Source organism: Pseudomonas sp. OV226 (assembly GCF_003148705.1).
Lineage (GTDB): Bacteria > Pseudomonadota > Gammaproteobacteria > Pseudomonadales > Pseudomonadaceae > Aquipseudomonas.
In genome coordinates this window covers 18,891-42,173 of record NZ_QGGS01000028.1, presented here as the reverse complement: position 1 = coordinate 42,173, position 23,283 = coordinate 18,891, and the positions used below count along the sequence as shown (strand labels likewise).

The 23,283-nt window shown below is 60.3% G+C and carries 19 protein-coding genes; 7 read left to right on the top strand and 12 right to left on the bottom strand.

Annotated elements, in window-relative coordinates; translation table 11 throughout:
• Positions 1-56: 56 nt before the first annotated feature.
• A complete protein-coding gene (gene pmbA / locus C7534_RS28855) occupies positions 57-1,403 on the bottom strand; it encodes a metalloprotease PmbA (RefSeq protein WP_046026830.1) in 1,347 nt (448 codons plus the stop codon).
• Between the two features lie 107 nt (positions 1,404-1,510).
• Here pmbA and yjgA point away from each other — a divergent pair, with 107 nt between their 5' ends.
• Positions 1,511-2,035, top strand: coding sequence for a ribosome biogenesis factor YjgA (gene yjgA / locus C7534_RS28850; RefSeq protein WP_008026892.1), 525 nt, complete (start codon positions 1,511-1,513; stop codon positions 2,033-2,035).
• Between the two features lie 61 nt (positions 2,036-2,096).
• Here the strand turns inward: yjgA and tldD are convergent, their stop codons facing one another.
• The 8 genes from tldD to mreB all read right to left on the bottom strand — a co-directional run bounded on the left by tldD (position 2,097) and on the right by mreB (position 13,646).
• The gene (tldD, locus tag C7534_RS28845) at positions 2,097-3,539 is read right to left on the bottom strand and encodes a metalloprotease TldD (protein ID WP_046026831.1); all 1,443 of its coding nucleotides are present in this window, start codon (positions 3,537-3,539) and stop codon (positions 2,097-2,099) included.
• An 18-nt stretch (positions 3,540-3,557) separates the two neighbouring features.
• Positions 3,558-4,406, bottom strand: coding sequence for a carbon-nitrogen hydrolase family protein (locus C7534_RS28840; protein ID WP_109787865.1), 849 nt, complete (start codon positions 4,404-4,406; stop codon positions 3,558-3,560).
• A 242-nt stretch (positions 4,407-4,648) separates the two neighbouring features.
• Positions 4,649-8,452, bottom strand: a complete 3,804-nt coding sequence (locus tag C7534_RS28835; RefSeq protein ID WP_109787864.1) for a YhdP family protein — start codon at positions 8,450-8,452, stop codon at positions 4,649-4,651.
• A gap of 75 nt (positions 8,453-8,527) precedes the next feature.
• Complete coding sequence (gene rng, locus C7534_RS28830) at positions 8,528-9,985, bottom strand: ribonuclease G (protein ID WP_109787863.1); 1,458 nt, start codon at positions 9,983-9,985, stop codon at positions 8,528-8,530.
• A gap of 57 nt (positions 9,986-10,042) precedes the next feature.
• Entirely contained in the window at positions 10,043-10,639 is a 597-nt protein-coding gene (locus C7534_RS28825; protein WP_109787862.1) for a Maf family protein, read from the bottom strand.
• 202 nt (positions 10,640-10,841) lie between these two features.
• Complete coding sequence (gene mreD / locus C7534_RS28820; RefSeq protein ID WP_046026836.1) at positions 10,842-11,333, bottom strand: rod shape-determining protein MreD; 492 nt, start codon at positions 11,331-11,333, stop codon at positions 10,842-10,844.
• Positions 11,333-12,466, bottom strand: coding sequence for a rod shape-determining protein MreC (gene mreC / locus C7534_RS28815; RefSeq protein WP_109787861.1), 1,134 nt, complete (start codon positions 12,464-12,466; stop codon positions 11,333-11,335). Before mreC ends, mreD begins: the two co-directional genes overlap by 1 nt.
• A gap of 142 nt (positions 12,467-12,608) precedes the next feature.
• A complete protein-coding gene (mreB, locus tag C7534_RS28810; protein ID WP_002555108.1) occupies positions 12,609-13,646 on the bottom strand; it encodes a rod shape-determining protein MreB in 1,038 nt (345 codons plus the stop codon).
• Between the two features lie 211 nt (positions 13,647-13,857).
• Between mreB and gatC the strand changes: the two genes are divergently transcribed.
• The 6 genes from gatC (at position 13,858) to C7534_RS28780 (ending at position 19,079) form a co-directional block, all read left to right on the top strand.
• Positions 13,858-14,145, top strand: a complete 288-nt coding sequence (gene gatC / locus C7534_RS28805) for an Asp-tRNA(Asn)/Glu-tRNA(Gln) amidotransferase subunit GatC (protein WP_046026838.1) — start codon at positions 13,858-13,860, stop codon at positions 14,143-14,145.
• 16 nt (positions 14,146-14,161) lie between these two features.
• Complete coding sequence (gene gatA / locus C7534_RS28800) at positions 14,162-15,613, top strand: Asp-tRNA(Asn)/Glu-tRNA(Gln) amidotransferase subunit GatA (protein WP_109787860.1); 1,452 nt, start codon at positions 14,162-14,164, stop codon at positions 15,611-15,613.
• A gap of 10 nt (positions 15,614-15,623) precedes the next feature.
• Positions 15,624-17,069, top strand: coding sequence for an Asp-tRNA(Asn)/Glu-tRNA(Gln) amidotransferase subunit GatB (gatB, locus tag C7534_RS28795; RefSeq protein ID WP_109787859.1), 1,446 nt, complete (start codon positions 15,624-15,626; stop codon positions 17,067-17,069).
• Between the two features lie 146 nt (positions 17,070-17,215).
• The gene (locus C7534_RS28790; protein WP_109787858.1) at positions 17,216-17,590 is read left to right on the top strand and encodes a septal ring lytic transglycosylase RlpA family protein; all 375 of its coding nucleotides are present in this window, start codon (positions 17,216-17,218) and stop codon (positions 17,588-17,590) included.
• Between the two features lie 50 nt (positions 17,591-17,640).
• Positions 17,641-18,702, top strand: coding sequence for a calcium/sodium antiporter (locus C7534_RS28785; RefSeq protein ID WP_077430877.1), 1,062 nt, complete (start codon positions 17,641-17,643; stop codon positions 18,700-18,702).
• Positions 18,699-19,079, top strand: a complete 381-nt coding sequence (locus C7534_RS28780) for a carboxymuconolactone decarboxylase family protein (protein ID WP_046026843.1) — start codon at positions 18,699-18,701, stop codon at positions 19,077-19,079. The genes C7534_RS28785 and C7534_RS28780 overlap by 4 nt, the downstream gene beginning before the upstream one ends.
• 130 nt (positions 19,080-19,209) lie before the next feature.
• On the opposite strand, the gene C7534_RS28775 is transcribed toward C7534_RS28780, so the two are convergent.
• From C7534_RS28775 to C7534_RS28765, 3 genes are all read right to left on the bottom strand, one after another.
• Positions 19,210-20,151 carry an AEC family transporter gene (locus C7534_RS28775; protein WP_109787857.1) on the bottom strand — a complete coding sequence of 314 codons (942 nt, stop codon included), beginning with the start codon at positions 20,149-20,151 and terminating at the stop codon, positions 19,210-19,212.
• Between the two features lie 181 nt (positions 20,152-20,332).
• The gene (gene garD / locus C7534_RS28770) at positions 20,333-21,886 is read right to left on the bottom strand and encodes a galactarate dehydratase (RefSeq protein ID WP_109787856.1); all 1,554 of its coding nucleotides are present in this window, start codon (positions 21,884-21,886) and stop codon (positions 20,333-20,335) included.
• Positions 21,887-21,897: 11 nt separating this feature from the next.
• Positions 21,898-23,277, bottom strand: coding sequence for an MFS transporter (locus C7534_RS28765; protein WP_109787855.1), 1,380 nt, complete (start codon positions 23,275-23,277; stop codon positions 21,898-21,900).
• Positions 23,278-23,283 lie beyond the last annotated feature (6 nt).

The following is a 23,283-nucleotide window of genomic DNA, read 5'->3' as shown; positions in this document are numbered from 1 at the left end:
AAAAAGGCGCGTTTCCCACAGCCGGGTAACGCGCCTTTTTGCGTAACGGTTAAGCGTTAGCTACCCGCGACCGTCATGCGTTCGATCAGCACCGAACCTGTGCGAATGTTGCTGCGCAATTCCAGATCATTACCGACCGCAACGATCTGCTTGAACATGTCACGCATGTTGCCGGCGATGGTCACTTCCTGCACGGCAAACTGGATTTCGCCGTTCTCGACCCAGTAACCCGCTGCGCCACGGGAGTAATCGCCGGTGACCATGTTCAGGCCCTGCCCCATCAGCTCTGTGACCAGCAGGCCACGGCCCATGCGACGCAGCAACGCGGCCTGATCTTCATCGCCATGGGTGACAAACAAGTTGTGCACACCGCCGGCGTTGGCAGTACTCGGCATCCCGAGCTTGCGCCCGGAGTACGTGCCGAGGATGTAGGACACCAACTCACCCTTTTCGACGAACGGCTTGGCGTAAGTCGCCAGGCCGTCGCCATCGAACGCGGAACTGCCCATGGCGCGCATCAAATGCGGACGCTCATCGATGGTCAACCACTCCGGAAACAACTTCTGCCCCAGTGTGCCTTCAAGGAACGACGACTTGCGGTACAGACTGCCGCCGGAAATGGCCGAGAGAAAGCTGCCGAACAAACCACCGGCCAGTTCAGCGGAAAACAACACCGGTACTTCGCAGGTCGGTACGGGACGCGCGCCCAGACGGCTCGCCGCCCGCTGCGCGGCACGCTGACCGATGATCGCCGGATCGGTCAGCAAGTTGCCCTGGCGGTTTACGTCGTACCAGTAATCGCGCTGCATCTGGCCATCGGCCTCGGCAATCATCACGCAACTCAAGCTGTGTCGGGTCGACGCGTAGCCGCCGATAAACCCATGACTGTTGCCGTACACGCGGCAGCCCTGATGGGTGCTGAGCGTGGTGCCGTCGGCATTCTTGATTCGGCTATCGGTGGCAAACGCTGCGGCTTCGCAAGCCAGCGCTTGCTCGATGGCTTGTTCCGGAGTGATGTCCCATTGGTGGAACAGGTCGAAATCCTGCAGGTCGCGGGCCATCAACGCAGCATCGGCCAGGCCCGAGGCTTCGTCTTCGGACGTGTGCTTGGCGATGGCCAGCGCCGCCGCGACGGTTTCCCGAATGGCGTCAGGGCCGCTGGCCGAGGTGCTGGCCGAGCCCTTGCGCTGGCCGACATACAAGGTGATGCCAAAGCCCTGATCGCGGTTGAACTCGACGGTTTCGACCTCGCGCTGGCGCACCGACGTCGACAGGCCCTGTTCCAGGGACACGGCGACTTCGCAGGCACTGGCGCCCTGACGCTTGGCTTCAGCAATGATCTGCTCGACTTGTTCTTGCAGTGCCGGCAACGCTTGTGGGCCGACGCTTTCAACTGCACTCATGCTGTTCTCCACTCAAATTCTGCTTTCGGTATGGCCTTCGAGCGACCGGGCCGGACAAGCGGCCCCCGACTGGTTATCATGGCGGCGTTTCTTTGCGGACGGCCACCATGGTTGATTCTTACGACGACTCCCTCGATACGGGAGAAAAAAGCAAATCCCAGGTTAAACGTGAGCTTCATGCTCTGGTTGACCTTGGCGAGCGCCTTACAACACTCAAGCCTGACTTGCTGGCAAAACTGCCGTTGACCGACGCTTTGCGCCGGGCTCTGGGCGATGCCCCCAAGCACACCGCGAATATCGCGCGTAAACGGCACCTCATGTTCATCGGTAAACTGATGCGCGATCAGGACACTGACGCCATTCTGACCTTGCTCGATCAACTCGATGCCTCCACTCGGCAGTACAACGAACGTTTCCATGGCCTGGAACGCTGGCGCGATCGCTTGATCGCGGGCGACGATGCAGTCCTGGAGAAGTTCGTGCTCGACTACCCGGAAGCTGATCGTCAGCAATTGCGCTCCCTGATCCGTCAGGCCCAGCACGAACTGGCGACCAACAAGCCACCGGCATCGAGCCGTAAAATCTTCAAGTACATCCGTGAGCTGGATGAGACTCAACGCGGCCTGCGTTAAGTCCCTTCTCGGGTGAGTCGCCAAGCGGCTCACCCGAAGCTTCTCTTTTCTCAAAAGCCACTTATGCGCCTGTGCCACCCACAGTGATCGCATCGATTTTCAGCGTTGGCTGGCCGACACCCACCGGCACCGACTGCCCATCCTTGCCACACGTACCCACGCCGCTGTCCAGCGCCAGATCGTTACCGACCATCGACACCTTGCTCATGGCTTCCGGCCCGTTGCCGATCAACGTCGCGCCTTTGACCGGGGCAGTAATCTTGCCGTCTTCGATCAGGTACGCCTCGCTGGTCGAGAACACGAATTTGCCGCTGGTGATGTCCACCTGTCCGCCGCCGAGATTGGCGCAGTAGATGCCGCGCTTCACCGAGGCGATGATTTCTGCCGGATCGCTTTCGCCCGCCAGCATGTAGGTGTTGGTCATGCGCGGCATCGGCAGGTGCGCATAAGATTCGCGACGACCGTTGCCGGTACGAGCCACGCCCATCAGACGCGCATTGAGCTTGTCCTGCATATAGCCTTTGAGTACGCCGTTTTCGATCAGCGTGGTGCACTCGGTCGGGGTGCCTTCGTCGTCGACGTTCAGGGAACCTCGACGGCCCGCCAACGTACCGTCATCGACGATGGTGCACAGTTTGGACGCAACCATTTCGCCCATGCGCCCGCTGTAGGCAGAGCTGCCCTTGCGGTTGAAGTCACCTTCCAGACCATGGCCGACCGCTTCGTGCAGCAGCACGCCAGACCAGCCGGAACCCAGCACCACCGGCAACGTACCGGCCGGCGCCGGAATGGCTTCAAGGTTAACCAGTGCCTGACGCAATGCTTCACGGGCGTAACCCATGGCGCGGTCATCGCTGAGGAAATAACGGTAATCGGTACGACCACCGCCACCATGACCGCCACGCTCGCGGCGACCGTTCTGTTCGACGATCACACTGACATTGAAGCGCACCAATGGCCGTACATCCGCAGCCAGGCCGCCGTCAGTAGAGGCCACCAGAATCCGCTCCCAGACACCGGCCATGCTCACAGTGACTTGCTGGATACGCGGATCGAGAGCACGAGTAGCCGCATCGATGCGTTTAAGGAGTTCGACTTTTTCGGCGCGGCTGATCACTTCCAGCGGGTTGTCCGGCCCATACAACTGGGCGACGTCCTGGGTCGTGAAAGCCTGCACCGTGCCGTTCTGCCCGGCGCGGGAGATTGAGCGCGCGGCACGGGCCGCGGCACCGAGGGCTTCCAGGGTGATGGCATTGCTGTAGGCAAAACCGGTCTTTTCACCCGATTGCGCGCGTACGCCGACGCCCTGGTCGAGGTTGAAGCTGCCTTCCTTGACGATCCCGTCTTCCAGCGCCCAGGACTCGGAAATCTGCCCCTGGAAATACAGGTCGGCAGCATCGATACCCGGGCCAGCCAGGTCGCCGAGCACGCCTTGCAAGCTCTCGATCGTTACGCCACCGGGCGCCAGGAGGTGTTCACTGACTGAGGACAACAACTCGCTCATATGCTTTACGCCTTCAATTCATCGTTCTGAGGCAGGTCGCTGAGCGCCCTGCGAGAAAAAGCGCCGGTGACTGGACACCGGCATCCGCGCCCGGATGGACGTCTGTTCGCTGCTATCTCGTTCGGCCAGCAGCACGGCCTCGCCTTGATCCTGTTGCGCCAGTATCCGGCCCCAAGGGTCGACGATGGCGGCATGCCCCCAGGTTTCTCGCGGCCCCGGATGAGTCCCACCCTGCGCGGCCGCCAGCACATAACATTGAGTCTCGATGGCTCGGGCGCGAATCAGCACATCCCAATGCGCCGCCCCGGTCACCGCGGTAAACGCCGACGGTGCGGTAATCAATTCCGCCCCGGCAGCCCGTAATTCGCTGTACAACTCCGGGAAGCGCAGGTCGTAACACACCGTCAGGCCGACTCGACCGACCGGCGTATCCGCAACCACCACGCCACTGCCATAAGCATAGTCATCGGACTCGCGATAACGCCCGCGATTGTCCGCAACGTCCACATCAAACAAGTGCAGCTTGTCGTAGCGCGCCACCGTTTCGCCATGGTCATTCACCAACAGCGAACAGGCATGCACCTTCGCCGTCGGTTGATCCACCGGCGGCAACGGCAATGTGCCGGCGACTATCCATAACTTGAGGTCGAGGGCGGTCTGTTTCAACCATGGCAGGATCGGCCCGTCGCCCAACGCCTCGGCGCGGCCGATATCGGCGATGTCGCGACGGCCCATCGCGGCGAAGTTTTCCGGCAGCACGGCCAGTTGCGCGCCACCGGCCGCCGCTTGCTCAAGCAGGCGGCGAGCCTGGGCCAGATTGGCCAGCACATCGCTCTGGCTGACCATTTGAATCACCGCTACAGACATGGCCTTTCCTTACTTGAGAAGTGTCCGCCAACCTGTAGCAGCTGGCGAAGCCTGCGTCCGGCTGCGCAGCAGTCGTAACACCGGATTGCACGGTTTACCTGCAAGACCATGTTGACCGGGTTCACGACTGCTGCGCAGCCGGACGCAGGCTTCGCCAGCTGCTACAGGATCTGCGTCGCTGATTGAAATGTGTTCGGCCATGCTACTCCATCGCCTTGGCGAGTGCCTTTTCGAAAAGCGACTCAAAAAGGTTTGTCGAAGGTGATTTTCGGCTCTTTCCACGGGCCTTTGACGGTGTATTTCACACTGGCAAACCGCGCCATGCGATCACCAATCAGTTTGTCGATCAGGAACAGCGCGCCGCCAACGGCCGGCGCGCCAACGATCAACGCGGCAATCGGCAAGTTGTTGGTAACCGGTAACGTCACCAGCAATTTGGCGTCGATCTGATCACCCACCAGATTGAGCGTGCCATCGAGTTCAACATTGCTGGACGGACCGGTCATCCGGATCGGTTCACGGGTGACGTAGACGCCATTGGTACCGACCAGCAAACCTTTGACCCGGTCATAACTCAACCCTTTGCCGAACAGGTCGGAAAAGTCCAGGCGCAAACGGCGACCGATGGAATTGAAGTTAAGCAAGCCGAAGACTCTCAGCGCCTGGGCACTGCCGTCGACTTCAACAAACTGGCCCTTGGTAAGGGAGGCATCAAGGGTGCCGGAGAACCGTTTGCTGGCCAGCCACGCCGGCGAACCGGGCCAGCGACCGTCAACATCCATATGGAACTCTTCGCTGGTGACACTCGGTGCAAACCCCCAGCCCTTGAGCACATCGGCTAGATTCTTGCCGCTGATTCGCCCCTTGTACCAACTGCTGGAACTCCCTGGCGCACCTTCCCAACCGCCACTGCCCTGCAACAGAATGCCTTTGAGCCCCATGTCCAGGTTATTGAATGCAATGCCCCGCGGCGTCGGACGGACTTTCAGCGACCAGCCACCCACCAGATCCTGGCCCAGGAACAGCTGATTGATGGTGATGTCCAGCGCCGGAATTTTTGTCGGGTCAACCGTGGCCAGAGGGTCGGGCGCATTATCGTCGGTCAGTGCCTTGGGATCCGGCGCGGGTAGCCGCACGTATTGCAGATTGACCGTGATCGGCGCGCCTTTCGCGTCAGGCACACCGACCGTGCCTTTGACCTGCTGGCTGTCGAGCTGCAAAGCCCAGGCGGCGGGCTTTCGGTTTATCTGCACCGATGCCTTGTCGAGGGTACTGCCCAGTGCACTGAGCTTGCCAATCTGGAAGTCTGCACCGCTGAAGAACTGCTTGGCATTGCCACCCGGATCCTGGCCAGCGTACTTGTCCACCAAATCCTTCCAGGGGCCGACATCCAGTTCCGACAGTACGCCACGCACGCGCAGGCCTTTGGTACCGGGCAACACGGCATTGCCACCACCGAGGAACAGCTCACCACGACCTTCGGCAAAATTGCCGTTCGGGGCTGCAAACGTGAAGTTTGCCAACTCACCATAGTTGACCCAATAACGACGCTCCGCACCTTGCAAGGTCATGCGAAATGTCGTGTCGCGCCCCGCATCGGCTGCCATGCCGAACGGAGCCGGCAGATCAACCGTCACGCCTCTGAGGTTGGAATTGACCATCAACTGGCTGTCGGCGCCATCCAGGGTCAGTTGCAATTGATACGGGATCACCCCGGACACCGGCAACGGCTGAGTCACGTTCAACCACTGAGTGAGTTTTTTGACTTCGACATGACCGGAAGCCGTAACGCGAGTCTTGAGATTGCTGGCGTTGCCATCAGCGAAAATCTGCGCGGTGACCGGTTTATCAAAGGCACGGGCGCTGATGTTCTGCCCGCTCAGACCCTTGGTGCTGTCGAAGCGGAAATCGCCCTTGAGCTGAGTCAGCTCCAGCGGTGGTTCGGGAAGTTTCAGACGCGCCTTGGCTGTTTTGAAGTCAACCAGAATTTTCGGCTTCTCGTCTTTGACCAGCGGGATATCCAGTTTCAGTTTGCCTTGCAGCTCGCCCTCACCTTCCCATTTGGCGAAGGTTTCAGCTGTACCGATGGGGGCCTCCTGAAGAATCTTCAGCCCATCACCCAAGCCGCCAGCAAACTCGCCGTCAAGGAACAGGTGGACGCTTTTTCCATCCGGCACATGGGGAATATTGACGTAGATGTCCTTGACCTGAGTGTCGAGCAACTGGCCCTTGCTGGCCAGAATCCGCACACCACTGTCTTCGACAAACACATCACCCGTGACCTTGCTGACATGCGGCCAGCCTGGCTGGAACGCCAGCTCGGCATCGTGCACCTTGAAGAACAGGCTGATGCTGCGGGCGGTATCAGCGACGCCATGGTTCAGCGACCCCTGATACTGGAAGAAACCTTCATCCACCGCGCCTTTGAGAATGGCCGTACGCAACCATTCGTCGAGTGCGGGGCTGAGGACGGTCGGCAGGTATTTGGCGGTGTAGCGCCCATCGCCTTCCACCATACCCACCCGCAGGTCCATGTAATCTTCCTTGGCGGGATCAAAATACAGGCGAATCAGAAAATCGCCGGCAATCTTGCCCTCTTCGCCAAGCACCTTGAGGTAGGGCGCGATCAGGGTGAAGCCTTCTTTATCGAGTTTCCAGGTCAACGTGGCGTTGGCCTGGATGTACTGCCATGGCTTGGCGAAAATGGGGTCCAGGTGCAGGACAAAGTCCTTGCTGTCCATGCGCAGCTCACCCTTGCCGAGGTCACCGCTGATGCTGCCGCTTACATTTCGCGCCGCCGGGGCGCCGGCATAGGCATCAAAACCTACCCGGTCAAGGTTCGCGGCGAAGCTGAACTTGCTGTCGTCAGTGGCATTGGGCCGCATGTCGATCAGCACATTACGCAGCCCACCGGTCACTTTGAGTTTTTCGACTGCCGTGGCGACACCTTTGGGCAGTGGGCCCAAGGCGTTCAGCAGCGGCGTGAGCGGGGTGAGGTCGAGTCGATCGGCTTGCAGGTGCCAGAGTTCTTCGACCTTGTCAGTGGCCGACGTCTGTTTGAGTTGCAGATGCGACTCCCAGCGCGTCTCGCCGAAGCTCATGGCCAGCGAATCCAGGGTCACCAAGAAGCCTTCGGCATTGCGCTGGAAATAGCCATTGAGCGCCAGGTTGTTGATCTGGATCGGCTTGCGCTCGGCGTACGCCCCTTTGAGTTGCGGCGCGTTGAGGCGAATCGCCGCGCTTTGCAATGTGCGCTGGCCCCAATTGATCCAGAGCTCGCCGCCGGCCTTGATCTCGGAAAAATTCCATTGCTGGGTCAGGCGCTCGGGCAGCCATTTCGACCAATCGCTTTGCGGCAGGCTCAGATAGGCCTCGGCCTCCCCATCCTGCCACTGGCTGGCGCGGATACGGGTACGCAGGCTCATGGCCACTGGCTGGCCATCAGGCAGGGTCATTCGGGCATCGAGACGCTGCCGCGAAGCTCCGGTTTTCAGAGTGAAGCCGACGTAGGTCAAGGTCAGCGCCGGTTGATCCAGTGGTTGCAAGGTCACCTGACTGTCGATCACCGACAACTGCTGGACGATCTGCAGGCGATTGAGCAGTTGCTCGGGATCCAGCGGCTGATCCTTCTGCACCGGCAACCCTTCCAGCGCCCACTGCCCGTCGGTGCCTTCCTTGAGGCTGATCTTCAGGCCATTGAGCTCCAGGTGAGCGATGCGCAACTGACGAGCCAACAGGCTTCCCCAAAGGTCAGGCACCGCACGCACCTGATCCAGGCGCAAGGCATTGGCACCTTCGCCGACCGTTACGTCATGGGCGAACAGGATCGGCGCAAAACCACTCCAGCTGCCTTCAAGCTCGCCGATTTGCAATGGCACGCCGAAGGCCTCACGGGCTTTGGTTTCGACCTCGGCCCGGTATTCAGCCACCAGTGGCGTCAGCTCCCGGCCGAGGCTGACGTACAACGCCATCAACACCAATGCCAACGCGCACAGGCCCAGCCCCCAGCGGGTGAGTGCGACCAAAATGCGTGTCAGACGCTCCATGTCAGTTGGCTCCCATGGCAAAAATGCTGCAAAAAGCTGAGGCCAGCCGTTCTAGTAAGGTTGGAACACCGCGATTCAGAGCAACACCACGTCGTATTGTTCCTGGGAATACATGGTTTCCACCTGGAATCGAATGGTGCGTCCGATAAATCCTTCCAGCTCGGCAACGTTACCTGACTCTTCGTCGAGCAAGCGGTCGACAACTTTCTGGTTCGCCAATACACGATAGCCCTCCGCCTGATAGGCGCGAGCCTCGCGGAGAATTTCTCGAAAAATTTCGTAGCAGACCGTTTCAGGGGTCTTCAGCTTGCCGCGCCCCTGACAGCTGCTGCACGGCTCGCACAGCACCTGTTCGAGACTTTCGCGGGTGCGCTTGCGGGTCATCTGCACCAGGCCCAACTCAGTGATGCCGATGATGTTGGTTTTGGCGTGATCGCGTTCCAGTTGCTTCTCAAGCGTGCGCAATACCTGGCGCTGGTGTTCTTCGTCTTCCATGTCGATGAAGTCGATGATGATGATCCCGCCCAGATTGCGCAGGCGCAGCTGACGGGCAATCGCGGTGGCGGCTTCGAGGTTGGTCTTGAAGATGGTTTCTTCAAGGTTGCGATGGCCGACGAAGGCCCCGGTGTTGACGTCGATGGTGCTCATGGCTTCCGCCGGATCGACCACCAGGTAACCGCCGGACTTGAGCGGGACTTTGCGCTCCAGGGCTTTCTGGATTTCGTCTTCCACGCCGTACAAGTCGAAAATGGGCCGCTCGCCTGGGTAGTGTTCAAGACGATCAGCGATTTCCGGCATCAGTTCGGCGACGAACTGCGTGGTTTTCTGAAAGGTTTCCCGGGAGTCGATGCGAATCTTCTCGATCTTCGGGCTCACCAGGTCACGCAAGGTCCGCAACGCCAGGCCGAGGTCTTCGTAGATCACACTCGGCGCACTGACGGTTTTGATCTGCTCGTTGATCTGATCCCAGAGCCTGCGCAAGTAGCGGATGTCCATGAGGATCTCATCGGCGCCCGCCCCTTCGGCGGCGGTGCGCAAAATGAAACCGCCAGCCTCCTTGATGCCTTCTTTGGCCACGCAATCGGTGACCACTTGCTTGAGGCGCTCGCGCTCGGCCTCGTCTTCGATCTTCAGCGAAATACCGACGTGGGCGGTACGCGGCATGTACACCAGATAGCGTGATGGAATCGACAACTGAGTCGTCAGGCGTGCGCCTTTGGAGCCGATCGGGTCCTTGGTGACCTGGACCACCAGGCTCTGGCCTTCATGGACCAGAGCGCTGATGCTCTCGACCACCGGGCCTTCACGCAGGGAGATCTCCGAGGCATGGATGAACGCGGCGCGGTCCAGGCCGATGTCGACGAACGCTGCCTGCATGCCGGGTAGAACCCGCACAACCTTGCCTTTATAGATGTTGCCGACGATCCCGCGCTTTTGCGTACGCTCGACGTGGACCTCTTGCAGAACACCGTTTTCGACCACCGCCACGCGCGATTCCATCGGCGTGATGTTGATCAGAATCTCTTCACTCATGGCAGGGTCTCGTTCGGGCATGTTCACGATAGTGGCTGCATCTTGTCAGTACGACGCTTAGCGCGCGTTAAGTGTTTGCCAACAGGGTATGCCGAAATGGCCGAGCAGTTCCGCGGTTTCGCACAGCGGCAACCCGACCACCGCCGAGTAACTGCCATCGAGCCCGGCAACAAATACCGCACCCACCCCCTGAATTCCGTAGCCACCCGCCTTGTCACGAGGCTCACCGCTGGCCCAGTAGGCTGCCGCTTCTTCGCGACTGATGTTGCGAAACCGCACCAGACTGCGCACCACCAGCGACTCGCAGCGCTCGGCGTCGAGTACGGCGATGGCGGTCAGCACCTCATGCTCACGACCGGCCAACAGCATAAGCATGGCGCACGCATCGGCTTCGTCCACCGGTTTTCCCAGAATTTTGCCGTCCAGCACCACGGCGGTGTCGGCACCCAACACGCAAAAATCGACGTCGGAAACAACTGTTCCGCGCCCGACTTCGGCCTTGCCGCGCGCCAGGCGCTCGACATAGGCCGACGGGGATTCTTGAGGTAAAGGGGTTTCATCGATGTCCGCGCTGATGGCGGAGAATGGCACGCCGATCTGCGTGAGCAGTTCACGCCGACGCGGCGAGCCTGAGGCGAGGTATAGCTTTTTCATCAAGACGTCTCCCTGTCCAGTGCCCTGTCTCACAAATACTGTTCCTTTTTGGCGGCGTCTGTTGTTGCCATACTGCGTTGCCGCTTCTCGCCATAGCGAGCTATGACTTGGCATGGCGCCTTGTCTGGCAACAACAGCCACTCGCCAAAAAAGGAACGTATTTGCGAGACAGGGCACCGGCGCGGGCAAATGCCTGACCGAATTAATTGATTTTGTAGCGTCGACGCAGACCACGCAAACCGTAGCTGACCCAAGGCCAGAGCAACGCACTGACCAGTGCCGGCAGCACCAGCGCCAGGGTTGGCTGGCGATTGCCGGTCAAGGCGCTCAGCCACAGCTGAACCAGCTGCGCGAGGCCGAAGATCACCAGGATCACCAGGCTCTGTTGCCACATCGGGAACATGCGCAAGCGCTGTTGTAGTGACAACACCAGAAAAGTGATCAACGTCAGGATCAGCGCATTCTGGCCAAGCAACGTGCCGTAAAGCACGTCTTCAGCCAAGCCCAGGCACCATGCGGTGACCATGCCGACCTTTTGCGGCAGGGTCAGCGCCCAGAACGCGAGCAGCAATGCCAGCCACAGCGGGCGAAGGATTTCCATGAATTGCGGCAGGGGCGAGATACTGAGCAACAGGCCGATAGCGAACGTCAGCCAGACAATCCAGCTATTTCGGGAAGCTTTGACGCCGACCATTATTCTTCTCTCCCAGTAGAAGCCGGCGCGGGGACAGGCGGTTTGGCGGCAGGCTTCACGGCCGGTTTAGCGGCGGCAGGTTGCGACGCGTGCGGTTTGGCGGCAGCGGGTTTGGCCGGGGTTGCCGCCGGTGCCGGTGCGGCCGGTGCAGCTGGAGGCGCGACAGGCGTGGCAGGCGCTGCGTTGGCGGCGGGCACCACCGTGGTCGCCGGCACTGGTTTGGGTACGGTGGCCGGAATGATCGGCCCGCCACCATGCTGGTCCAGTGCTTCCTGAGCCTGGGCCGCTTCGTTGGCACGCTCTTCGGCAGTACGGCCGTCGCTGAACACCAACAGCAAGTAGCGACTGCGGTTCAAGGCAGCGGTCGGCACGGCGCGAACAATGGCAAACGGCTGGCCGGAGTCGTGAATCACTTCCTTGACGGTCGCCACCGGGTAACCAGCCGGGAACCGCTGACCGAGGCCGGAGCTGACCAACAGGTCGCCTTCCTTGATGTCTGCAGTATCGGCAACGTGACGCAGTTCCAGGCGCTCCGGGTTGCCGGTGCCGCTGGCAATCGCCCGAAGACCGTTGCGGTTCACCTGCACCGGAATGCTGTGGGTGGTGTCGGTCAGCAGCAATACACGGGAGGTGTAGGGCATCAATTCGACCACCTGCCCCATCAGGCCGCGGGCATCGAGCACCGGCTGACCGAGGATCACCCCGTCGCGCTCACCTTTATTGATGATGATGCGATGGGTGAAGGGGTTCGGGTCCATGCCGATCAACTCGGCCACTTCGACCTTTTCGTTGACCAGCGCGGAAGAATTGAGCAACTCGCGCAGCCGAACGTTCTGCTCGGTCAGGGAGGCAAGCTTTTGCATGCGTCCCTGCAACAGCAGGTTTTCGCTTTTGAGTTTTTCGTTTTCGGCGACGAGCTCGGTACGGCTGCCAAATTGGCTGGCCACACCCTGCCATAGCCGCTGCGGCAGGTCGGTGATCCAGTAAGACTGCATCAGCACCAGCGACATTTGGCTACGCACTGGCTTGAGCAGTGTGAAGCGGGCATCGACCACCATCAGCGCGACCGATAGCACGACCAGCACTAATAAGCGCACGCCCAGTGAAGGCCCTTTGGTGAAAAGCGGTTTAATAAGCCGCTCCTCCCAGGCAAATGTTCTCTTTATTCATACGGCATCAAACCGGCCTGGATGCAGACTGACAGAAGATAAACGCCAACAGGCAGCACTGCAAAGTGCTGCCTGCGCGCCAACAGCATAGATGCAACCGGCGAGATCACTCGCTGGATAGCAGGTCCATGGTGTGTTTATCCATCATTTCCAATGCACGGCCACCGCCGCGAGCAACGCAGGTCAGCGGGTCTTCGGCGACGATCACCGGCAGACCTGTTTCCTGGGCCAGCAACTTGTCGAGGTCGCGCAGCAAGGCGCCACCACCGGTCAGAACCAGGCCACGCTCGGCGATATCGGACGCCAGCTCCGGAGGCGATTGCTCCAGTGCGCTTTTCACAGCCTGAACGATGGTGGCCAGGGACTCTTGCAGAGCTTCCAGCACTTCATTGGAGTTCAGGGTGAATGCGCGTGGAACGCCTTCGGCCAGGTTACGGCCACGAACGTCGACTTCGCGAACTTCGCCGCCTGGGTAGGCTGTACCGATTTCCTGTTTGATGCGCTCGGCGGTGGATTCGCCGATCAGGCTGCCGTAGTTGCGACGCACGTAGGTGATGATCGCTTCGTCGAAGCGGTCGCCGCCAACCCGTACGGACTCGGCATAAACCACACCGTTCAGGGAGATCAGGGCGATTTCGGTAGTACCACCACCGATATCGACCACCATCGAACCGCGTGCTTCTTCAACCGGCAGGCCGGCACCAATCGCAGCAGCCATTGGCTCTTCGATCAGGAACACTTCACGAGCACCGGCACCAAGGGCCGATTCACGGATGGCACGACGCTCAACTTGAGTCGATTTGCACGGAACGCAGATCAGCACACGAGGGCTAGGCTGCAGGAAGCTGTTTTCGTGAACCTTGTTGATAAAGTATTGCAGCATCTTTTCGCAGACGCTGAAGTCGGCAATCACGCCGTCCTTCATCGGACGAATGGCAGCAATGTTGCCCGGCGTTCGGCCGAGCATGCGCTTCGCCTCGGTGCCGACAGCAACGACACTTTTCTGGTTACCGTGTGTCCGAATAGCCACAACCGATGGCTCATTCAGGACGATTCCGCGCTCGCGCACGTAAATAAGGGTGTTGGCAGTGCCCAGGTCAATGGAGAGATCGCTGGAAAACATGCCACGCAGTTTCTTGAACATGGGAAAGGGACCCTAGGCAACGCGTGGGTAAAAAAGTGCGGCAAACTCTAACAACGACAGGGATTTTGGGCAAGGCGCCAATATGTTAAATTGACCGCTTTTCTGTGCACCAACCCCCACAATCGCGGCCTTATGACCGTAGAAATGCGGTAGTGTTCCGACAATCTAACACACGGACGCCGTCCGTTCTGTTTTCCACTGGAGAATCGCAATGGCGCTTGAACGCTCCGACGTGGAAAAAATCGCTCATTTGGCCTGCCTGGGCCTCAATGATGCCGATCTTCCACAAATCACCTCGGCCCTGAATAGCATTCTGGGTCTGGTCGACGAAATGCAGGCGGTCAATACCGACGGTATCGAGCCGCTGGCCCACCCACTGGAAGCCAGCCAGCGCCTGCGCGCAGACGTCGTGACCGAGACCAATCATCGCGAGGCCTATCAGTCCATCGCACCAGCGGTCGAAAACGGCCTGTACCTGGTTCCGAAAGTCATCGACTAAAGGGAAAGAGCCTGCAATGCATCAATTGACTCTGGCCGAGATCGCTCGCGGACTCGCCGATAAAAAGTTTTCTTCCGAAGAGCTGACCAAAACCCTGCTGGCGCGTATCGCCCTGCTCGATCCTCAGCTCAACAGTTTCATCAGCCTCACCGAAGACCTGGCGCTCCAGCAGGCGAAAGCCGCTGACGCACGCCGGGCCAATGGTGAGAGCGGTGCCCTGCTCGGCGCGCCGATTGCGCACAAAGACCTGTTCTGCACCCAGGGCATCCGCACCAGCTGCGGTTCGAAAATGCTCGACAACTTTAAAGCACCGTACGATGCCACCGTAGTCGCCAAACTGGCCGCTGCCGGGACCGTGACCCTGGGCAAGACCAACATGGACGAATTCGCCATGGGTTCGGCCAACGAGTCGAGCTACTACGGCGCGGTGAAAAACCCGTGGAACCTGGAACACGTTCCGGGTGGTTCATCCGGCGGTTCGGCGGCTGCGGTTGCCGCGCGCCTGCTGCCTGCGGCCACGGGCACCGATACCGGCGGCTCGATCCGTCAGCCCGCGGCCCTGACCAACCTCACCGGCCTGAAACCGACGTACGGTCGTGTTTCGCGCTGGGGCATGATTGCCTACGCGTCCAGCCTCGATCAGGGCGGCCCGATGGCGCGCACCGCCGAAGACTGCGCGATTTTGTTGCAAGGTATGGCCGGCTTCGATCCGAATGACTCCACCAGCATTGACGAACCCGTGCCGGATTACCGCTCCAGCCTCAACGGCTCGCTGCAAGGCCTGCGCATCGGCGTGCCGAAAGAGTATTTCAGCGCCGGTCTCGACCCGCGCATCGCCGAGCTGATCCACAACAGCGTCAAGGAGCTGGAAAAACTCGGCGCCGTGATCAAGGAAATCAGCCTGCCGAACATGCAGCATGCGATTCCTGCGTACTACGTGATCGCCCCGGCGGAAGCCTCGTCCAACCTGTCGCGTTTCGACGGCGTGCGTTTCGGCCACCGCTGCGCAGACCCGAAAGACTTGATCGACCTGTACAAGCGCTCCCGTGGCGAAGGCTTCGGCCCGGAAGTACAGCGCCGGATCATGGTCGGTGCCTACGCGCTGTCGGCCGGTTACTACGACGCCTACTACCTGAAGGCCCAGAAGATTCGTCGCTTGATCAAGAACGACTTCATGGCAGCCTTTAATGAGGTCGACATCATCCTCGGCCCAACCACGCCGAACCCGGCCTGGAAGCTTGGCGCCAAGAACAGCGACCCGGTCGCTGCTTACCTGGAAGACGTCTACACCATCACCGCCAACCTCGCCGGCCTGCCGGGCCTGTCCATGCCAGCCGGTTTCGTCGATGGCCTGCCGGTGGGCGTGCAACTGCTCGCGCCATATTTCCAGGAAGGTCGCCTGTTGAACGTTGCCCACCAGTATCAGTTGAACACTGACTGGCACACCCGCACCCCAACCGGCTTCTGAGGAGACACACATGCAATGGGAAGTCGTGATCGGGCTGGAGATTCATACCCAGCTCACCACCCGGTCGAAAATCTTTTCCGGTAGTTCGACCACGTTCGGTTCCGAGCCGAACACCCAGGCCAGCCTGGTAGACCTGGGCATGCCCGGCGTACTGCCGGTGCTGAACCAGGAAGCGGTGCGGATGGCGGTAATGTTCGGTCTGGCGATTGACGCCGAGATCGGCCAGCACAACGTGTTCGCCCGTAAGAACTACTTCTACCCGGACCTGCCCAAGGGCTACCAGATCAGCCAGATGGAATTGCCGATCGTCGGCAAGGGCCACCTGGACATCGCCATGGAAGACGGCACGATCAAACGTGTCGGCGTTACCCGTGCGCACCTGGAAGAAGACGCCGGTAAAAGCCTGCACGAAGAGTTCAACGGCGCCACCGGCATCGACCTGAACCGTGCTGGCACGCCGCTGCTGGAAATCGTCTCCGAGCCGGACATGCGCAGCGCCAAGGAAGCCGTGGCTTACGTCAAGACGGTCCACGCACTGGTGCGTTACCTCGGCATCTGCGACGGCAACATGGCCGAAGGCTCGCTGCGCTGCGACTGCAACGTGTCGATCCGTCCAAAGGGCCAGGTTGAATTCGGCACCCGCTGCGAGATCAAGAACGTCAACTCGTTCCGTTTCATCGAGAAGGCGATCAACAGCGAAGTGCAGCGCCAGATCGAGCTGATCGAAGACGGCGGCAAGGTGATCCAGCAAACGCGCCTGTACGACCCGAACAAGGACGAAACGCGTCCGATGCGCAGCAAAGAGGAAGCCAACGACTACCGTTACTTCCCCGATCCGGACCTGCTGCCAGTGGTCATCGAAGACTCGTTCCTCGACGACGTGCGGGCCACCCTGCCGGAACTGCCACCGCAAAAACGCGAGCGTTTCCAGGAGCAATTCGGTCTGTCGGTCTACGACGCCAGCGTGCTGGCCACCAGCCGCGAACAAGCCGATTACTTCGAGAAAGTCGCGAGCATCGGCGGCGACGCCAAGCTGGCGGCGAACTGGGTGATGGTCGAGTTGGGCAGCCTGCTCAACAAGCAAGGCCTGGATATCGAAGACTCGCCGGTGTCCGCAGAGCTTCTGGGCGGCATGCTGCTGCGCATCAAGGACAACACCATCTCCGGCAAGATTGCCAAGGTGGTGTTTGAAGCCATGGCGAACGGCGAAGGCAGCGCGGACGAGATCATCGACAAGCGCGGCCTCAAGCAAGTGACCGACACTGGCGCGATCTCGGCGGTGCTGGACGAAATGCTCGCCGCCAATGCCGAACAGGTTGAACAGTACCGCGCGGCAGACGAAGCCAAACGCGGCAAGATGTTCGGCTTCTTCGTCGGCCAGGCCATGAAAGCCTCCAAAGGCAAGGCCAACCCGCAACAGGTCAACGAATTGCTCAAAAGCAAGCTCGAAGGCTAAATCGTGGTCTTGCGCCCGAGGATCGTTCCCACGCTCTGCGTGGGAATGCCGCCCCGGACGCTCCGCGTCCATCGCAATGTGACGCGGAGCGTCACGGGAAGCGTTCCCACGCGTGAGCGTGGGAACGATCACTCGGGAGCTTTCAAATGAAACATCTGCTCGGCGCCTGCGCCCTGCTCTCTCTGCTGGCCGGTTGCGCCAGCAACGATATCGTCGATCCACACGGCTACGACAAGAACGGCACGGCGTCCTTTTACGGCGCCAAACACCAAGGTAAACGCACCGCCAGTGGCGAGCGTTTCGACAAGAATTCCATGACCGCCGCCCATCGCCAGCTACCCTTTGGCACGCGGGTGAAAGTCACCAATCTGAACAACGACAAGTCCTGCGTGGTCCGCATTAACGACCGCGGGCCACATACCCGTGGACGTCTGATCGACCTGTCCCATGCAGCCGCGGAGCGCTTGGGCATGGTCAAGAGCGGCACCGCCAAGGTTCGCGTGCAAGCCCTCGACGACTGACAGACGGAGCACCCATCATTTTCGGACTTGCCGATATACCCCTGATCAGTGTGATTGAACTGCTCAGTGGCCTGCTTTTACTGATCGCAGGCGCCGAACTGATGGTGCGTGCCGCCGTGCGCCTGGCGGCGCGGTTGCACGTGCGGCCGCTGATTATCGGCCTGACCATCGTCGCCCTTGGCAGCAGTGCGCCGCAGATGGCGATCAGCCTGCAAGCCACCCTGGCGGACAATGCCGACATCGCCGTCGGCAGCGTGATCGGCAGCAGCATCTTCAACATCCTCGTCACCCTCGGGCTTTCGGCACTGATCATTCCGCTGCGTGTCTCGCGGCAACTGGTGCGCCTGGATATTCCGTTGATGATCGGCGCCAGCCTGCTGGTGTTTGTCCTGGCGTGGAATGAAGAACTGACCCGAACCGATGGCGTGATACTGCTGGCAGCATTGGCCCTGTATCTGGGCCTGTTGCTACGCCAGTCCCGGCACTCGGCCCGTCCACCATCGAGCGACCCGCACAGTCACACCGCGCCCTGGATCAGCAGCCTGTTGATGATCGTCGCCGGGCTGGCGATGTTGATCTACGCCGGACACTTGCTGCTGGGGGCGGCGGTTGTCGTGGCGACCGACCTTGGCCTGTCGGAACGAATCATCGGCCTGACCATCGTCGCCATCAGCACATCCCTGCCGGAGTTGGCCACCTCATTGATCGCCGCCCTGCGCGGTCAGCGGGACATTGCCGTGGGCAACGTGATCGGCAGCAACTTGTTCAACCTGCTGGGCGTGCTTGGCGTGACGGCGCTGTTCGCGCCGTCGCCATTGTCGGTGTCACCCAATGCCCTGGATTTCGACTTGCCGGTGATGCTCGGCGTTGCGGTGTTCTGTCTGCCGTTGTTCTACACCGGCTATCGGGTAACCCGGGCCGAAGGTTTGTTGTGCCTGGCTTTGTACCTGGCTTACGGGCTGCACGTGGTGTCATTCACCACCGGCATGCCACTGGCCGGCAAGCTTGAACACCTGATGCTGTTTTTCGTTCTGCCGGCGCTCGTGGCGTTTCTGCTGTTCTCGTCGCTGCGCGCCTGGCATCGCCAACACCACAAGAGGGATGTGTCATGACCGATAATAAAAAATCTGGCGTTGAAGTCCGCCGCCAAGTGATGGGCGACGCCTTCGTCGACCGCGCACTGGGCAATGCCACCGAGTTCACCCAGCCGCTGCAGGATTTCGTCAATGAACACGCCTGGGGCGGTGTGTGGAATCGCGAAGGCCTGCCGCTGAAAACCCGCAGCCTGATCACCCTTGCCGCCCTGACTGCACTGAAGTGTCCGCAAGAATTGAAAGGCCACGTACGCGGCGCCCTGAACAACGGCTGCACCGTGGAAGAGATTCGTGAAACGTTGCTGCATTGCGCGGTGTACGCCGGCGCGCCCGCGGCGATTGATGCGTTTCGGGCGGCGCAGGAAGTGATTGAGAGCTATCAGAAGCCGGAGTAAATCTTCGGTATTTGCGGCGGCAGGACTACCGCCATCGCGGGCAAGCCCGCTCCCACAGTTTGGAATGCATTCCCCTGTGGGAGCGGGCTTGCCCGCGATGAGGCCCTATAAAACACTACAAATCCCTGGGCTAAATCCACTCGCCCCACTGCAATAAGAAGATCCCGATATTGGTCGTGATTGCCGCCATCAACGTGGTAATCACAATAATCGCCGCCGCCAGTTCATGATTGCCCTCGGCCTGGCGAGCCATGACAAAACTGGCGGCCGCGGTCGGGCTGCCGAAGTACAGAAACAGAATCCCCAATTCCGCCCCACGAAAGCCCCAGAGCCAGGCCCCAAGGGTCGCCAGCACCGGCAGGCCGATCATCTTCACCAGGCTGGAGCTGAGCGCAATGTTGCCGCTCTTGCGCAACGCAGCCAGCGACAACGTGCCGCCAATACAGATCAACGCCAGTGGCAACGTGGTCTGCGCCAGGTACTGCCCGGATGTCTCGAGCCAACCTGGCAAGGCGATCTTGAAATAGGCAAACGGCGCCGCCGCAAACACACTCATGATCAGCGGATTGACCATGACGCTTTTGCAGATGCTCCACGGATCGGACTTGATCACCGGGCTGTAGACTGCCAGCACAATGGTCGAGAGCGTGTTGTAAAACAGGATCACCAGCGCCGCGAGAATCGCCCCGAGGGAAATCCCATAAGCGCCGTACATGCTCGCCGCCAGTGCCAGGCCGATTACCCCGTTGTTGCCGCGAAAGGCGCCCTGGGTGTAAATCCCCCGGTCTTCACGCGGGCACTTCCAGATCGCCCAGCCCCAGGCAATGGCGAAACTTGCCAGGGTCGCAATCGAAAAGTAGATCAGCAGCGCCGGTTGCAACGCGGCGTTCAGGTCGGCATGCAGGATGCCCAGAAACAACAACGCCGGCATGGTGACGTTGAACACCAGGGCCGACGCGGTGTGGATGAAGTTGTCGTTGATCCAGTTGATGCGCTTGAGCAACACCCCCAAAAACAGCATGGCAAACACCGGCGCGGTGATGTTCAGGGTTTCGAGGAAGATTGCCAGCATGCCGGGGATAACCTTGGGTGAGCGTCGTTAGGGGGCTAATGATAAGCCACCCAGAGCATCGGCGTCTGGTAGACCGCTATCGCGGGCAAGCCGTGCTCCTACAGGTCGGCGTCGTACGCAATGGCGTGAACGACATAAAACCGTAGGAGCAAGGCTTGCCCGCGATGCAGGCGACTCGGTCTTACGTAATCGGCGCCGGGTTAAACAACGTGATGTCGTTATGCAGCTTGTGCTGCTCGGCCCACGTCTGTTTTTTGCCGCTGGCCACGTCCAGGTAGTAGTGGAACAACTCCCAGCCAAGCTCTTCGATCGATGCCCGCCCGGTGGCAATCCGCCCGGCATCGATGTCGATCAGGTCCGGCCAGCGTTGCGCCAGTTCCGTGCGGGTCGAGACCTTCACCACCGGCGCCATCGCCAAGCCATACGGCGTGCCACGCCCAGTGGTGAACACATGCAAGTTCATCCCCGCCGCCAACTGCAATGTCCCGCAGACAAAGTCACTGGCCGGGGTCGCGCAGAAGATCAGCCCTTTGCGCTTGAAGCGCTCGCCAGGGCCAAGCACCCCGTTGATCGCACTGCTGCCGGACTTGACGATCGAGCCCAGAGACTTCTCGACAATGTTCGACAGCCCGCCCTTTTTGTTACCCGGTGTGGTGTTGGCACTACGATCCGCTTCGCCCTTGGCCAGGTAGCGGTCGTACCAATCCATTTCCCGCACCAGTTCCTGGGCAACTTCCTCGGTTTCGGCACGGGAGGTCAGCAAGTAAATCGCATCGCGCACTTCAGTGACTTCGGAAAACATCACCGTCGCACCGGCGCGCAGCAACAGGTCCGAGGCATACCCCAAGGCCGGGTTGGCGGTGATGCCGGAAAACGCATCGCTGCCACCGCACTGCATGCCCAGAATCAGCTCGGACGCCGGCACGGTTTCCCGGCGACGCTGATCGAGCTTTTTCAAACGGGTTTCGGCCAGCGCCATGATCTGCTCGATCATCTCGGTAAAACCGTGACTCGAGTCCTGCAAGCGGTACAGCCACGGCTCACTCAAATCCACGGAACTGTCGTTGTCGTGCATGACCTGTCCGGCCTGCAATTTCTCGCAGCCCAGGCTGATCACCAAGGCTTCGCCACCCAGGTTCGGGTTGCGCGCCAGGTTGCGCACGGTGCGGATCGGGATGTACGCGTCCGCCGCCGTAATCGCCACCCCACAGCCATAACTGTGGGTCAGCGCCACCACGTCGTCGACGTTCGGGTACTTGGGCAGCAACTCGTCCTTGATGCGCTTGACCGCATGGTCCAGCACGCCCGTGACGCACTGAACAGTCGTGGTGATACCAAGAATGTTGCGCGTGCCGACGGTGCCGTCGGCGTTGCGATACCCCTCGAACGTATAGCCGTCGAGCGGGGCCTGCGCCGCCGGCACTTCGGTGGACAGCGGCAAGCTGTCCAGCGGTGGCGCGGTGGGCATGCGCAGTTGATCTTCCTTGACCCAGCTGCCGCGCGGAATCGGCTGCAACGCGTAGCCAATGGTCTGGCCGTAACGAATTACCTGGCCGCCTTCGGGAATGTCTTCCAGAGTGACTTTGTGGCTTTGTGGCACGAAGTCCACGGTCACCAGGCCATCGGAAAACTCGGTGCCGGCTGGCACGCCCTGGTCATTGACCACGATCACTACGTTGTCCCGCTCGTGCAGGCGGATGTAGCGCGGCGAGTCGGAATGTTCAATCAACTGCATGACGCCGCTCCTCAGGAATGCGCTTGTGACAATTTGTTATTTGTTTCAGGACCGCTGACTGGCGGCTCTTTTAGCACCACACGCTTGATCGGACCCACGATCACCAGGTAGCTGAACACCGCAACCAGTGCGTTGCAACCGACAAACACCAACGCCCATTTGAACGAGCCGGTGGAGCTGATGATGTAGCCGATCACGATTGGGGTGGTGATCGACGCGATGTTGCCGAACATGTTGAACAGGCCGCCACTCAAACCGGCGATCTGTTTCGGCGAGGTGTCGGAGACCACTGCCCAGCCCAATGCGCCAACGCCTTTACCGAAGAACGCCAGGGCCATGAAACCCACGACCATCCATTCGATGTCGACGTAGTTGCAGGCCACGATGCTGCTGGAAACCAGCAAACCCGCGATGATCGGTGCCTTGCGGGCGAAGGTCAGCGAATGGCCCTTGCGCAGCAGATAGTCGGAAATCACCCCGCCCAGCACACCACCGATGAAACCGCAGATCGCTGGCAACGAAGCAATGAACCCGGCCTTGAGGATGGTCATGCCGCGCTCTTGCACCAGGTACACCGGGAACCAGGTCAGGAAGAAGTAGGTGATGGCGTTGATGCAGTACTGGCTCAAGTACACGCCGAGCATCATGCGGTTGGTCAGCAACTGACGCACGTAATCCCATTTCGGGCCTTCAACGCGCTTGCCGGCTTCCTGGCCTTTGGTTTTGTCCTGGTCCATGTCGACCATGCCGCCATTGTCAGCAATGTGCTTGAACTCTGCGTCATTGATCATCGGGTGCTGGCGCGGGCTGTGGATGACTTTCAGCCAGATCAGCGAGAACACGATGCCGATGCTGCCCATCACCACAAACACGTGCTGCCAGCCAAACGTGAAGACGATCCAGCCCATCAGCGGAGCAAACAACACGGTGGCAAAGTACTGCGCCGAGTTGAAGATCGCCGAAGCCGTGCCGCGTTCAGCGGTCGGGAACCAGGCCGCGACAATGCGTGCGTTACCCGGGAAGGATGGCGCTTCGGCCAGGCCCACCAGGAAGCGCAGCATGAACAGTGCAACCACCGCCGTGGACATGCCGAACTCACCGACATAACCCTGGAGCACGGTGAACAGCGACCAGGTGAAGATGCTCAGTGCATACACTTTTTTCGAGCCGAAACGGTCCAGCAGCCAGCCACCGGGAATTTGCCCGGCCACGTAGGCCCAACCGAATGCAGAGAAGATGTAGCCGAGAGTGACCGCGTCGATGCCGAGGTCTTTTTGCAGGCTGGAGCCCGCGATGGCGATAGTGGCCCGGTCGGCATAGTTGATCGTGGTCACCAGAAAAAGCATGAGCAAAATCAAATAGCGGACGTGAGTCGGCTTGGTCGCTTGCATGTAGAT

What these genes read in the sequence shown, in the direction of transcription:
- pmbA (WP_046026830.1), bottom strand. Translation starts at nt 1,403, where the DNA reads ATGAGTGCAGTTGAAAGCGTCGGCCCACAAGCGTTGCCGGCACTGCAA.
- yjgA (WP_008026892.1), top strand. Translation starts at nt 1,511, where the DNA reads ATGGTTGATTCTTACGACGACTCCCTCGATACGGGAGAAAAAAGCAAA.
- tldD (WP_046026831.1), bottom strand. Translation starts at nt 3,539, where the DNA reads ATGAGCGAGTTGTTGTCCTCAGTCAGTGAACACCTCCTGGCGCCCGGT.
- C7534_RS28840 (WP_109787865.1), bottom strand. Translation starts at nt 4,406, where the DNA reads ATGTCTGTAGCGGTGATTCAAATGGTCAGCCAGAGCGATGTGCTGGCC.
- C7534_RS28835 (WP_109787864.1), bottom strand. Translation starts at nt 8,452, where the DNA reads ATGGAGCGTCTGACACGCATTTTGGTCGCACTCACCCGCTGGGGGCTG.
- rng (WP_109787863.1), bottom strand. Translation starts at nt 9,985, where the DNA reads ATGAGTGAAGAGATTCTGATCAACATCACGCCGATGGAATCGCGCGTG.
- C7534_RS28825 (WP_109787862.1), bottom strand. Translation starts at nt 10,639, where the DNA reads ATGAAAAAGCTATACCTCGCCTCAGGCTCGCCGCGTCGGCGTGAACTG.
- mreD (WP_046026836.1), bottom strand. Translation starts at nt 11,333, where the DNA reads ATGGTCGGCGTCAAAGCTTCCCGAAATAGCTGGATTGTCTGGCTGACG.
- mreB (WP_002555108.1), bottom strand. Translation starts at nt 13,646, where the DNA reads ATGTTCAAGAAACTGCGTGGCATGTTTTCCAGCGATCTCTCCATTGAC.
- gatC (WP_046026838.1), top strand. Translation starts at nt 13,858, where the DNA reads ATGGCGCTTGAACGCTCCGACGTGGAAAAAATCGCTCATTTGGCCTGC.
- gatA (WP_109787860.1), top strand. Translation starts at nt 14,162, where the DNA reads ATGCATCAATTGACTCTGGCCGAGATCGCTCGCGGACTCGCCGATAAA.
- gatB (WP_109787859.1), top strand. Translation starts at nt 15,624, where the DNA reads ATGCAATGGGAAGTCGTGATCGGGCTGGAGATTCATACCCAGCTCACC.
- C7534_RS28790 (WP_109787858.1), top strand. Translation starts at nt 17,216, where the DNA reads ATGAAACATCTGCTCGGCGCCTGCGCCCTGCTCTCTCTGCTGGCCGGT.
- C7534_RS28780 (WP_046026843.1), top strand. Translation starts at nt 18,699, where the DNA reads ATGACCGATAATAAAAAATCTGGCGTTGAAGTCCGCCGCCAAGTGATG.
- C7534_RS28775 (WP_109787857.1), bottom strand. Translation starts at nt 20,151, where the DNA reads ATGCTGGCAATCTTCCTCGAAACCCTGAACATCACCGCGCCGGTGTTT.
- garD (WP_109787856.1), bottom strand. Translation starts at nt 21,886, where the DNA reads ATGCAGTTGATTGAACATTCCGACTCGCCGCGCTACATCCGCCTGCAC.
- C7534_RS28765 (WP_109787855.1), bottom strand. Translation starts at nt 23,277, where the DNA reads ATGCAAGCGACCAAGCCGACTCACGTCCGCTATTTGATTTTGCTCATG.